Consider the following 13113-nt stretch of genomic DNA (forward strand, 5'->3'; position numbering starts at 1 on the left):
TAGAAATTGGTGCGATTTTCCAATGAAATAAAAAGAACCAGACTTGGCATTTTTGAAACTATTACCTTCACTTTGGGATTAGAATAGTGGAGAAAGTACAAATATTGAAGAAAAATGCATTGACTAATGAAGGGGAATTGAAACGGTATAGTTCGTATCAATAGACGAAGAACAGACAATCGAATCGGCGGTAATCAAACCAAGTGATGTATTAGGGGTATATAAGCCGACCCCTAAAAGAAAAAACCCCTTACAAAACATTGATTTGTAAGAGGTTATTGTCTTTCTTTGTGGTGTGGGGCGGGCTTGAACCGCCGACACATGGATTTTCAGTCCATTGCTCTACCAACTGAGCTACCGCACCATCCGTTAGGCGACCGCAAAGATAAGGTCTTTTTTATTATTTGCAATATTGAAGGCGTTTTTTTCGATAGTTTTTTTGAAGTTAGAATCATAACCAACATTTCGGTCAAAATAGTTCCTAGAGGATTCCTAAAATCAATTAATCATATCCCCTCTTAGTTTTCTAAACCGTTTTCTGGCTTCAACGATAAACAGACTCCCCGGTTGTTCCAATAAGATTTTTTGGTAGTATTCCATTGCTTTTTCTTTTTGGTTGAGGTGATTTTCGTAGATGTCGGCGAGAGTAAACAGGGCATTATCTGCTAAAATATCTGTTCCAAAATCCTCCAATACCTTTTCCAAATATCCTACAGCAGCTTCATATTCCCGCTTTTTGATGTGTACCCGCGCCCTCGCAAACAATACATCGTCTGCCAAAGCATGACCTCTGAAAACTTGGTCAATCGAATCCAAAGTGACAAACGCCTGTCGCTGTTTGTTTTGGAGAATCAGCAAATCCGCTCTCGCAAACATTTCCATCGCTACGGTTGAAGTGTCCAAGCCCATATTGTCGGTAATGAAAACGGATAACTCCAAGGCATCGTTGGCAATCAATTCTGAAGTTGAAGCCTTCAATACATTGAGTTGAGATTGCGACCATTGAAAATCACCATTGTAGTAGCTCAATTTGGCATTTTTGAAGCGGGCAACTTCCCCCAAATTATCCTCCTTATAATCCTTGTCCACTTGAGCATAATACAGTGTAGCTTCCCATATATCGTTTTGCATCAAGTAATAATCACCTAAGTCCAATTTAGATTCTGCTTTCAAGCGTTTTTCAGCAGCGGACATATTCACTATCTCCTCTGCTATTTTTATGGCTTCGTCCAAATCATTGACATAGTAAGCATACAAATGCGCCAAATCACGCATGGTGCGTGTGGTGGTAGCATTTCGTCCGTATTTATCCAAAAAATTGTGGTAGTCTTGTCGAAGATGTTCAATATCATCTTGTGTATAGCTATTGGTTTCAGTCACTTTGCTTTTTCTTGCTTTCAATAGTTCGATTTTAGCCAAGGTTTGCATAGGACTGGTGATTTCTTTGTCAATCACATACTGATATCCTTCAATAGCTGCATTGTAGTCTTTCTCTTTGATTGCCATTCGTGCCAAATCCATAATCCTGTCGCCATCTTCTTCGAATCGTCGATCCAGTGCTTTGGCTTGTATGAGTGCCGATTCAAAGTCTTTCTGTTGAATAAAAGTCCATGTAAGCAATTCAGGATAAATCACTTCGTTGGCATCTTGTTGGATTCGACCATACAACTGGGTTTGGAGTTCTTCCATGTAGGCATCCTGCTTGATAATTCTTTGCAGTGAGGATTGTACAGTTTGAATATTGCTAGCTTCCGATACGGCATAGTCCAAATAACTGTCTATGACTTTTGCATAATCCCCTTTTTTGGCATACAATTGCGCCAATACTGCAGCATAGGCTTTCTCATCACCTTGTAGTTTTTGCCCCTTCTTTAAGGTAGCGATTGCGTAATCATATTCATCTGCTTGTGAAAAAACGTTGGACAATTGCCCAACTGTTTGAACAGTCACTACATCAATTGCTTTTTCGAATTCTTGTTTGGCTTGGTCCTCCAACTGTTGATGCCTGTACAACAAACCTAAATCCACATACAATCCAGGATTGTCTTTGTAGCGTTTGAGGCGTTTTTTGATGACCTTTTCTGCTTCTTCAAAATTCTTCAATGCCAGCAGACAGTTGTAGTAATTTCGGTAAACACCCTCACTTCCTCCATTTTTATAAATTTTTTCATACAACACAACAGCTTTATCATACTCTCCCTTTTTGTAGTACTCAAATGCCAATCGAAAATCTTGGTTGTTTTGTTGGGCATATACTCCAACGCTGCTCAACAACATCCATACGGCAATAAAAATAATGCGATTCATATAGTTTGTCCGTTTATTTGTTCATTGCAGTAATTTAGCAATGATATTTCTGATTTTATCTTAATGAAGGTTAAAAAGCCTAAGGAACTATATTGTTCTTTCTATCAACGTTTATCTCAGTTAGATATTTTGATGGTTATTTAGGATAACGTTAGTAGGTAGTCAATTGGGTTATCGAAAATGATTTCAGAATCATCTATTTATTTTTCCGAGATAGTTTCTGCGATTGATTGACAGTAGTACCATCATCAATAAGGTAAATAAAGCAAAGATTGTTTTGTTTTTAGCCCTATACTTTGCAACCTAAGAAGTTTTTTTGAAGATGTTCACAAAAAAAGGGCTGTGCGAAACTGCACAGCCCTTGGAATAAAGCATAATTGTTTGTAGTTGTTGTATTTTGATTGAATAATTACTCCAATTTGAAACGGATTGGAAGAGTAAATGCCACACGTACAGGTTTACCTCTTTGTTTACCAGGATTCCATTTAGGCATTTCATTCACCACTCTAATAGCTTCGGCATCGCAACCTGCGCCACCGCCTGCCAAACCACGTTTGATTTGTACTTGTTTGATAGAGCCATCCTCCATCACTACGAATCCCACATATACTGTACCTTCAATGCCGTTTTCACGTGCCATTGGAGGATACTTGACATTTTTTCCAATAAATTTGAAGAGTTCTGCCTGCCCTCCAGGGAATTCTGGCATGTCTTCTACAATTGTAAAGATTTCAGGTTCTTCTGGTTTTTCTTCCTTCTGTTCAACAATTATTTCTTCTTCCTCTTCAACAGGCATCGGAACTTCATCAGGAATGTTTTCGACCTCAGTGTCTTCTTCGATTTCTTGTTCCATGATTTCAGGCTCATCTTCCAAAACCTCTTCATCTTCTACAACTTCTAACTGTGGTGGTGGCGGAGGAGGAGGTGGTGGTGGTGGTTGCTGCTGACTTGGAGGCGGCAATTGTTCGATTTCATCGGGAACAAATACATCTCCCAAATCCATCACTTCTTGTGCTTTTTCGTGCAAAGAAAAGCCATACAAAACAAAGATGATAGAAATCGCCAATCCTGCAAGCGTAAAAGTAGAAGACATTTTGTTGGTATCTGCTTCAGGATACTTCTTCAAATAAGATTTGTGCTTATTGGCTTCGTTGGCTGCCATTATAGCATCCGGAGACTTCCTAAACATTAGACTGAATAGGAGGTACGCCAATATAGTCCCCACAATTGGGAACAACATGAAAAGAATAGGACTAGTGGTGAAAAATTCTAACATACATTTATCTTTTTACAACTAAAGAAACAAGTGGGTAAGAAATAACTCCTGCGAAACTGCCGATAATATTAGCAATAATATCGGGAACTTCAAAATATCTTTCAGGTAAAAATTCTTGAATAAATTCAATCCCCACTCCATACATTGATACACAAATAATTACAATGATGTATTTTTTTTGGATAGAAAAAAAATCATTCCGCCAAGCACCCAATATTAACCATGTCAACAATAAATAACATCCAAAGTGAGCAATTTTATCAAAACCCAACCATTCTGAATGGGGTAGTGACGGTGCGGTCATCACAGACAAGATAAATATGCTTATCATCCATACAATTGCTGCTGTGCGCCATAGTTTCTCACTCATATTTATCAAATGATAGTAGCTATTTATTGAAGTCCTCTACAAAATCAATTTTTCCTAACTCACAATTAAACATACTTATGTAATACTGACAATGATGTAACCTTTTCTTTGTGGACTCATTGTTTTTTGGGGGAACCTGAAAATCACCCGAAAAAAATCATGCGCTACATACTTCAGTAAGATTACTCGCCAAAGATAGTTTTTTTTCTGAAACAAAAACAAATTCGAAATGAACTTTCTCCAAAACATCAAAGTTCAAAAAATATTTTTAGTCAAAAACGCCTAATTTCACTTACCTTTGTTGTCGAAATGAAAAAGAAAACCAAAAATAGAATTATTGAAACGGCTATTCGTCTATTCAATGAGCAAGGATTTGGTGCTATTTCGCTTCACGAAATAGCACAACAACTAAGCATAAGCAGAGGTAATTTGACGTATCACTTTCCTACCAAAGATGCGTTATTGCAGGTAATCTCTACAGAAATGTGGCAAAAAATTGAAGTAGAACGCCAAAAAAGGCGTGATTTTCCTTCTTTTGAAAACATTTACAATGAAACCAAATTGTATTATTCTTTTCAACAAGAATATGCTTTTATCTTCAATGACTTACACGTTATTACGCACCCTATCTTGGAGGAAAAATTTAGGGAATTTTGTTTGACTACTATTAAAGACAACCATGCTGCCATTGCTTTTGCCATCAAGCTCGGCAACATGCGTCCCGAACCATTTGCAGGAGCGTACTACAATTTGAGTCTATCTATCTGGACATTGGCCCTCTTTGGGTTGCCTCAACAAACCATCAGAAAGGTGAAAAAAAGGGACGAAGTGATGAAGGTTGTTTGGAGTTTGATTCTACCTCATTTCACCCTAAAAGGCATTGAATCGTTCAAATCCTTTTTTGGAGAAGATTTTTACAATAGCATGGGAGAACCCTTTGAAGTGAATAACCTATTGTTTTAGAATTTACTAACCCCTCATACATACTATGAAATCAAACATCAACCCCAACAGTTCGCAGTTCAAAGCCAATTTTGCAGGCATGACTCAATTGGTCGAACAACTCGAAAAACACTTGGAAGAAAGCCGTTTTCAAGGTCAAGAAAAACACATTGAACGAGCCAGAAAACGAGGTAAATTTTTGGCGAGAGAACGGCTCGAATTGGTATTGGACAAGGATAGTCCGTTTTTGGAACTGTTGCCCCTTGCAGGAATGAAGCAAAAAGGCGGATTTGGTGCGGGAGGAACGAATGTTTCAGGAATTGGATTGGTAGCGGGTAAACTGTGCATGATTAACTCCAATGTTGGCACCCGAAAAGGCGGTTCGGTGGATGCTGCAACGGTTTTTAAGAGCCTCCGCTTGGGAGAAATTGCGAGAGAAAATAGGCTGCCTACCATCAATTTGGTGGAAAGTGGTGGCGCAAACCTTCCCGACCAAGCCAAAATCTTCAATTATGGGGGTGAATCTTTTCGAGAAATTAGCCGCCGCTCCAAAATGGGGATTCCTACTATTTCGGTAGTATTTGGCAATGCGACTGCTGGAGGGGCTTATGTACCAGGCATGTCGGATTTTGCAATTTTTCAGAAACAGGCTGCAAAGGTGTTTTTGGCAGGGCCTCCACTCGTCAAAATGGCGACGAATGAGGTGGCAACGGATGAAGAATTGGGGGGGGCAGAAATGCACAGTCGTATATCGGGGGTGAGTGATTATTTGGCAGAAGATGAATTGGATGGTATTCGGATTGCGAGGGAATTGATGGAGATTGTGGATGTGGGCAAACCGCATTTTGTTCCTAATGCTCCAATTGAAGAGCCGCTTTATGATGCAGAGGAAATATTGGGGGTTGTACCTGACAATGTGAAAACGCCTTTTGATGTTCGTGAGTTGATTATTAGGGTGGTCGATGGTTCTCGTTTTTCGGAGTTTAAGGCGGAGTATGGTAGTACGATGGTGACAGGCTGGGCAAAGATTCATGGCTACAAAGTGGGGATTGTTGCCAACAATGGGGTGATTTTTTCGGAATCGGCTAATAAGGCAGCGCAGTTTATTCAACTCTCGAATAAGAACAATATTCCCTTGATTTTTATGCAAAACACAACAGGGTATATGGTCGGAAAGGAGTATGAGGAGGGTGGTATTATCAAAAATGGGGCGAAACTTATCAATGCGGTGTCGAATAGTGAAGTGCCTTCGATTACCTTGATGATTGGCTCATCTTATGGCGCAGGTAATTATGGGATGAATGGACGCTCTTACAATCCTCGATTTTTGTTTGCTTACCCAAACTCCAAAATTGGGGTGATGGGTTCGGAACAATTGGCGGGGGTGATGGAGATTGTGCAGCGTGCTTCGGCTAAGTCGTTGGGGAAGGAATACGATGAAAAACAGGGTGCTATGATTAAGGCAATGTTGATTGCAGAGGCTGAATCGAAGTCTTCGGCTTGGTATTCTACTTCTGAATTGTGGGATGATGGCATTATTGACCCACGAGAAACGAGAAATTATTTGGGTTTTTCGCTTGCTGTGCTTTACAATCAGCCCATTAAAGGATCGGAGGGATATGGTGTTTGGAGGATGTAGTATGGTGGTGATTGAGACTGATTTATTTTTAAAGCCGATAACATTTAACGTGTTGTTGGCTTTTTTATTTGGCAATGAATTAAAATTGTAATATATTTGTTTTGAAAAATGCTCATTTGCAGGGATGTGCTTATTTTGATTTATTCGTCTTTTTAAATATTGAAGTTATGAGAGCATTACAACTAATGGACATTCTCGGCAGAAAATTGAAGGAATTAGATTTGGAGAACGGTAAAGTGGATTTGGAGAGAGGGATTTTGACGAGTGGGGTGTATTTGTTTCGGATTTTGACGGATGAGAATAGGATTTCGGGGAGAGGGAAGATGATTGTTAACTAAAAAATAATTATATATAAACATGAATAAAATTAATTTATTTTTACCCCTTTGTCTCTTATTGTTAATTAACGAAGTGTTTGCACAAGATGTATTTAGTCTAAGAAAGGTTATTTCGAAGAAGTCCGCCTTTGCTGGAGTTGTTCAAGCAGTTGATTTTGACAAGGATGGAGATTTAGATGTTTTTTCTGCCAGCAGTATTGATTACAAGCTTTCATGGTATGAAAATCTGGGAAAAGGGATATTTGGTGAACAGAAAATTGTCAATACACCTTTAGATGATATTCCCGATGCTATTTTAGCAGATTTGAATGACGATGGTTGGATTGATATAATTTCTATTTCTAATCATCACGAAAAAATCGTTTGGCTTAAAAACAAAGGAGATAATACTTTTAGTGGCAGAATCACTTTGGCACACACAGAAGGCTATATCACTAAAATAGCAGCAGAAGATGTGGACAAAGATGGAGACTTAGATGTAGTAGCTGCGGCCAATCAAAGTTATGTTGTTTGGTATGAAAATAACGGCAATGGAAATTTCACTGGACTTGAGATGAGACTTCCTTTGGGAACTATGAATCCAATCACATTTTTATCTACTGATTTGGATAAAGATGGTGACATAGACATTATTTCTGCTTCACCCTTTGATGACAGAATTGTTTGGAATGAAAATGATGGAAGTGGAATTTTTAGTGAGCAGAAACTTTTAGTGTCTAACACAGAAAACATATTCTCTATTTATACTGAAGATCTTGATCAAGATGGGGACTTGGACATTATTTCTGGTTCTCGTTATGACATCAAGTGGTATGAAAACATGGGCAATGAAGAGTTTAGTGGCTCGATAGTCATTTCAGAGGAAGTAGAGGATGTTTTTGGTTTATCCTTCGGAGACTTAAACGAGGATGGGTATATAGATATCGTTTCCGCCTCGTATGAAGATTCAAAAATAGCTTGGTATGAAAATGATGGAGTAGCAAATTTTAGTATTCAAAAAATTATTACTCAATGGAACGACCAAGTCTTTTCTGTCCAAGCTATTGATTTAGACAATGATGGAAGTTTAGACATTTTAGCAAACACTTCAGGAGATACAAAAATAGTTTGGTATGAAAACCTTGCTAATCATGGATACATCAACTGCTTCGCATTTATTGATGACAATGAAAATGGAGTGTATGATTTACAGGAAAAACCTCTGCCCAATCAAATTTTCAAAGTGAGTCCCTCCTGTGTCGCTTCAACAGTATCAGATAATCTTGGTAATGCTTTTTTCCACGCTAAATATGGTGATTATGAACTAACCTATGAACCCAATCCATTATGGGAACTTACTTCTAATTCTACTATTTTTTCTATTACATTGGATAAGGATACAGACCTCCCTACATATTTTTTTGGATTCAAGCCTGAAAAAACGCAAGATAAAATAGTGGCTTCTTTGAGCAGTTCTTATTTTCAATGCAATAGATTAGTCAAATACTGGTTAAGTGCCTTTAATGCAGGAACTACAGAGGTTAATGGTACTTTGACCATGCGGATAGATTCTTTAACTCTACAAGTATTAGATATTGCCCCAGAACCTACTATCTCAGAAGATTATAAGTTAGTCTGGAATTATTCGGACTTAGCTCCCAATCAAAAATTTACGATTGAAGTAAATACATTATCTCCGGGCTTTGAACATTTGGGAGATACATTAATAATGGAAGGCGAAGTAAATATCTTAGATGAAAATCAGCAAATAATTGATTCAGATGCTACGGAGTTGGCTATAGAATTGTGTTCAACAACTGAGTCTAATTCTAAGAGTGTTACAACAAACTTAGAAACTGATAAAGGCATGGCTTATATTGGAGATGCACTCTCCTATACTATTCAATTTTACAATATCAATGAGGAATTAGCTTCAAATCTTCGCATTGAAGATTCACTTGATACACATTTAGATTGGGATAGTTTTCACATCATATCTGCGAGCCACAATTTTAGGACTACACTTGACACCGAAACAGGTTTTTTAATTTTTCATTTTGATGATATCAACTTATATGCCAGTAACTCCGATAAACGTGAGGGTAGTGGGTATATTACTTATGGGGTAAAATCCTTGGAAACAGTGGAGGAAAATTCAGAAGTAGCCAACAAATCCTATCATTTCTTTGACTTCAATCCTCCAATCATCACCAATACTGCAATAATCACCTTGATTGAACAGGTCGAAACGGATATTGAAGTATTGGATAATGAATATTCGATATTGATTTATCCCAATCCTTTTTCAGACTATACCACCATTGAAGTCAACAAACTTCCACAAGGCAATTACCAATTGCAGCTAATGGACATTCTCGGCAGAAAACTTCGGGAATTGGATTTGGTGAATGGAAAGGTGGATTTGGAGAGAGGGAATTTGGCGAGTGGGGTGTATTTGTTTCGGATTTTGACGGACGAGAATAGGATTTTGGGGAGTGGGAAGGTGTTGGTGGAGTGATGGGTGTTTACTTTTTGCCGTTTAGTCGTCTTTAATATAGCAGCTTTTATAGTAACCTCCCCCCCTTTGAATAAATACTCTTTTTTTAACCTTAATAACTTTTCAATGAAAAATATTTTACTTTTCAACCTATCCTTCTTCTTAAACATAGCTTTGGTATATGGTCAATATACAGAGCATTTGTTAACGCTTCGTGCCAATACTGTTCAAGGAATTGATGTAGGAGACATAGATGGTGATGGAGCCTTAGATGTTTTGTCTGTTTCGTCGAAAGACAACAAATTGGCTTGGTATCCGAATGAAGGAAATGGAGTCTTTGATTTTCAAATTGTTATACCATCTTCTTTAATCCAACCAAGAATATTGACTACCCTTGACTTTGATAAAGATGGTGATATAGATGTAATAGCTGGAGGTCTTGGTGGGTATAAAATTGTTTGGCATGTCAACAATGGCAATGGAGTGTTCACAGAGGAGGTCGTCATTCCTGATAGTTTTGAAGATCCTTCAAAAATCATGTCGGCAGATATGGAAGGTGATGGAGACTTGGATATTGTAATAGCTGGAGACGGCATTTTCTGGCACCAAAACAATGGTACAGAAAGTTTTGTACGCAAAACAATCAGTGGTAGTGGCGGAGTGAGTGACTTTGCACTTACCGATTTTGACAAGGATGGAGACACGGATGTAATTACGTTGGATTTAAGCAAAAACAAACTCATAAAATATGAGAATATGGGAGCGAGTGTTTTTCAAGCCGAAGAATTAATAGATGTAGGCTTTTTCTTAGGGAAATCATCTATGGCAGATTTGAATGGAGATGGTTGGACAGATATTGTTTTCACCGATTTTATTGCAACTAAAGTGTCTTGGCTATCGAATCAAGGTGATGGAAGCTTTGGAAATGAGCAAATTATTAATGCTTCTATACCTTGGGCTAAATACGTTTCAACCGCAGATTTGAATGGAGATGGGCATATAGATGTATTTGTAAGCCCTGATTCTGAAAATAATATTCACTATTTTTTGAACGAAGGAAATGGCACATTTACCACGCATGAACCTATTACATCAAGTAGTTTTCTTTCTTCTGGGCTTTTAGCTGCAGACCTCAACCAAGATCAAATACTGGATATTCTTTGGAGTTCGGCTTCAAGCAGTACGATTGCATGGAACGCTGGTGATGGCAACAATGCATTCGGTACAGAAAATAGAATTACTACCGAAACCCCCTATCCCAAAACACCTTTTGCTATGGATGTGGACAAGGATGGAGATTTGGATGTGTTGAACATCAGTCCTTTGAGCTGGCATGAAAATAAAGGGAATAAGCAATTTGGTGCATTGAAGCCTATTTATCATACAAGTGTTTCTCATGTTATCATCAAAGATTTAGACTCGGACGGTTATGAAGATTTGATTACATCTTCTTACGAAACACTTTCATGGTTTCCAGGAAACAGTCAAGGTTTTGATCCAGAAATAATCATTGTGGAGGATTTGTATTGGGTAGAAAGTCTGGACGTTGCAGATTTGGACAAAGATGGAGATTTAGACATTGTGGTTGTGAATGATACAGATAATGAAATCCTTTGGTTTCCCAATAAAGGTGGTGCTGCATTTGGAGAATCTCGTTTGATAACAGAGAATTTTAGACAAATAGAAGCTCTCAAACTTGCAGATATTAATCAAGATGGAACGATGGATGTCATTGCAGGAACAACCACTTTGGAAGACAGAATTGAATGGTTTTCCAACAATGGAGAAGGCGTATTTGAAGCGAAAGGTATCATTGCAGAAGATATTGGAGCTATTTCCACTGACTTTGTAATTGACATGGATTTAGACGGTGATTTGGATATAATATTTGCTAGCAGTTTTCTTGAAGAAATTCGAGTTGCAAAAAACGATGGAATGGGTAATTGGTCTGCTCCTGTTACGGTTTTTGAAAATGGTTCTTCGTCCAAGATTGTAGGTCTTACCGACATCAATGGCGATAAGCTTCTCGATATATTGTACAATACAACTATTAACTCTGCCCTGTACATCACTATTCAAACAGAATTGGGAGTATTTGATACACCATTGAAAATTAGCAACATTACGAGTAATTATGCTCATAGTGTGGATTTGGACTTAGATGGCGATTTGGATGTATTGAGTACAGGGAATTTTATCAAAACCCTTGTTTGGTATGAGAATACAATAGACCAAGATAAACATCCTATTGTCGGTTTCACTTACTTTGATGTGAACGAAAATGGACTTCGAGAATCCAATGAGCCTCCGTTGGTTAATCACCCCATTCTTTTATCTCCCAATGAAAACCTCACCTTCTCCAAATCTAATGGCAATTTTACCTACATTGTATCGCCTGACGAATATGTACTGCAAACCGAATCGATTGGAATCTGGAAACTGACCAGTGCGGATGAATCCTACGAAATCAACTTACTCCAAGAAGAAACTGCCAATCCTTATCTTTTTGGTTTTGCTCCCCAACGACACAAGACAGAAGTACGCCCATTCTTATTAGGCAATCCCACTCGCTGCAACAGCGAAGTTTCTTATTGGCTGGACTATCGAAATACAGGTACAGCTATTGCCAAAGGAACTATTTCCTTAGAAGTCGACGAATTGCTGGCTTTTGTATCTTCCAATCCAGAACCCGATGAAATAGAGGAAGGTAAATGGATTTGGAATTTTGAAGATCTTTATCCAAGTCAAAATGACAGAATAGAAATTCACTTTCAGACACCTGACGAATCTCATATCGGAGAAATACTCAATGTCAAAACAACGCTACATTTTTTCATTAACGACCAACTCAGTCACTACCCTCTCACCGATGAATACAACTCCGAACTCCTCTGCTCCTACGACCCCAACGACAAACTCGTTCGCTCCAACCTATTAGGACAGTCCGAATTTGCCTACATCAAAGACACGATTTACTACACCGTCCGCTTCCAAAACACAGGAAACGACACCGCCTTCAATATCAGAATAGAAGACCTATTGGACAAAAAACTGGATTGGACAACTTTCCGTCCCATCACTGCAAGCCACGACTACCGAACCGTACTGAACCGTCAAACAGGCCTAGCGACTTTCTATTTTGACGATATTATGCTGCCCGACAGTACCACCAACGAAGTAGAAAGTCATGGTTTTGTGACCTTTGCCATTGCTTCTTTGGCAAATGTGGGCGACAAAACGAAGGTCGACAATACCGCTTCTATCTTTTTTGACTTCAATCCTCCAATCATCACCAATACTGCAATAATCACCTTGATTGAACAGGTCGAAACGGATATTGAGGTATTGGATAATGGATATTCGATATTGATTTTCCCCAACCCTTTTTCTACCCACACCACCATTGAAGTAGAGGGTTTACCACAAGGCAATTACCAATTGCAGCTAATGGACATTCTCGGCAGAAAATTGAAGGAATTAGATTTGGAGAATGGTAACGTGGATTTGGAGAGAGGGAATTTGGCGAGTGGGGTGTATTTGTTTCGGATTTTGACGGATGAGAATAGGATTTTGGGGAGTGGGAAGGTGATGGTGGAATAAAAAACGATTATTAGACAATTTTTTAGACTTTGGACGAAAGAAGTAGGAAGTAAGATGTAAGATATAAAGAGTTGATAATCAAAATCTTAACCTATCGGCGTAATTGAGTGTAAATAATTGGTTATTAATCAATTAAGCTCTTACTTCTTGCATCTTTGCTCCTTC

General features: G+C 38.4%; 8 protein-coding genes and 1 tRNA gene. 5 read left to right on the plus strand and 4 right to left on the minus strand.

Annotation, left to right across the window (positions count from 1 at the left end; translation table 11 throughout):
* Nucleotides 1-291 precede the first annotated feature (291 nt).
* From R3E32_12980 to R3E32_12995, 4 genes are all read right to left on the minus strand, one after another.
* Nucleotides 292-364: transfer RNA gene (locus tag R3E32_12980), tRNA-Phe, on the minus strand.
* Nucleotides 365-498: 134 nt separating this feature from the next.
* On the minus strand, nt 499-2307 hold the full coding sequence (locus R3E32_12985; protein ID MEZ4885640.1) for a tetratricopeptide repeat protein: 1809 nt from the start codon (nt 2305-2307) through the stop codon (nt 499-501).
* Nucleotides 2308-2716: 409 nt separating this feature from the next.
* Nucleotides 2717-3583: an energy transducer TonB gene (locus tag R3E32_12990; protein MEZ4885641.1), complete on the minus strand. Its 867-nt coding sequence runs from the start codon at nt 3581-3583 to the stop codon at nt 2717-2719.
* Between the two features lie 4 nt (nt 3584-3587).
* Nucleotides 3588-3953: a VanZ family protein gene (locus R3E32_12995; GenBank protein ID MEZ4885642.1), complete on the minus strand. Its 366-nt coding sequence runs from the start codon at nt 3951-3953 to the stop codon at nt 3588-3590.
* Between the two features lie 309 nt (nt 3954-4262).
* On the opposite strand from R3E32_12995, the gene R3E32_13000 reads away from it, so the two are divergent.
* The 5 genes from R3E32_13000 to R3E32_13020 all read left to right on the plus strand — a co-directional run bounded on the left by R3E32_13000 (nt 4263) and on the right by R3E32_13020 (nt 12948).
* Nucleotides 4263-4916: a TetR/AcrR family transcriptional regulator gene (locus tag R3E32_13000; protein MEZ4885643.1), complete on the plus strand. Its 654-nt coding sequence runs from the start codon at nt 4263-4265 to the stop codon at nt 4914-4916.
* 25 nt (nt 4917-4941) lie between these two features.
* Nucleotides 4942-6534, plus strand: coding sequence for a carboxyl transferase domain-containing protein (locus R3E32_13005; GenBank protein ID MEZ4885644.1), 1593 nt, complete (start codon nt 4942-4944; stop codon nt 6532-6534).
* Nucleotides 6535-6701: 167 nt separating this feature from the next.
* Nucleotides 6702-6872: a T9SS type A sorting domain-containing protein gene (locus R3E32_13010; GenBank protein ID MEZ4885645.1), complete on the plus strand. Its 171-nt coding sequence runs from the start codon at nt 6702-6704 to the stop codon at nt 6870-6872.
* 19 nt (nt 6873-6891) lie between these two features.
* Nucleotides 6892-9369 (plus strand): FG-GAP-like repeat-containing protein, encoded by a 2478-nt coding sequence (locus tag R3E32_13015; GenBank protein MEZ4885646.1) that lies wholly within the window; start codon nt 6892-6894, stop codon nt 9367-9369.
* 105 nt (nt 9370-9474) lie between these two features.
* Nucleotides 9475-12948: an FG-GAP-like repeat-containing protein gene (locus tag R3E32_13020; protein MEZ4885647.1), complete on the plus strand. Its 3474-nt coding sequence runs from the start codon at nt 9475-9477 to the stop codon at nt 12946-12948.
* Nucleotides 12949-13113 lie beyond the last annotated feature (165 nt).

It is taken from the genome of Chitinophagales bacterium (assembly GCA_041392475.1).
Taxonomy (GTDB): Bacteria; Bacteroidota; Bacteroidia; order Chitinophagales; family UBA2359; genus JAUHXA01.

What these genes read in the sequence shown, in the direction of transcription:
- R3E32_12985 (MEZ4885640.1), bottom strand. Translation starts at nt 2,307, where the DNA reads ATGAATCGCATTATTTTTATTGCCGTATGGATGTTGTTGAGCAGCGTT.
- R3E32_12990 (MEZ4885641.1), bottom strand. Translation starts at nt 3,583, where the DNA reads ATGTTAGAATTTTTCACCACTAGTCCTATTCTTTTCATGTTGTTCCCA.
- R3E32_12995 (MEZ4885642.1), bottom strand. Translation starts at nt 3,953, where the DNA reads ATGAGTGAGAAACTATGGCGCACAGCAGCAATTGTATGGATGATAAGC.
- R3E32_13000 (MEZ4885643.1), top strand. Translation starts at nt 4,263, where the DNA reads ATGAAAAAGAAAACCAAAAATAGAATTATTGAAACGGCTATTCGTCTA.
- R3E32_13005 (MEZ4885644.1), top strand. Translation starts at nt 4,942, where the DNA reads ATGAAATCAAACATCAACCCCAACAGTTCGCAGTTCAAAGCCAATTTT.
- R3E32_13010 (MEZ4885645.1), top strand. Translation starts at nt 6,702, where the DNA reads ATGAGAGCATTACAACTAATGGACATTCTCGGCAGAAAATTGAAGGAA.
- R3E32_13015 (MEZ4885646.1), top strand. Translation starts at nt 6,892, where the DNA reads ATGAATAAAATTAATTTATTTTTACCCCTTTGTCTCTTATTGTTAATT.
- R3E32_13020 (MEZ4885647.1), top strand. Translation starts at nt 9,475, where the DNA reads ATGAAAAATATTTTACTTTTCAACCTATCCTTCTTCTTAAACATAGCT.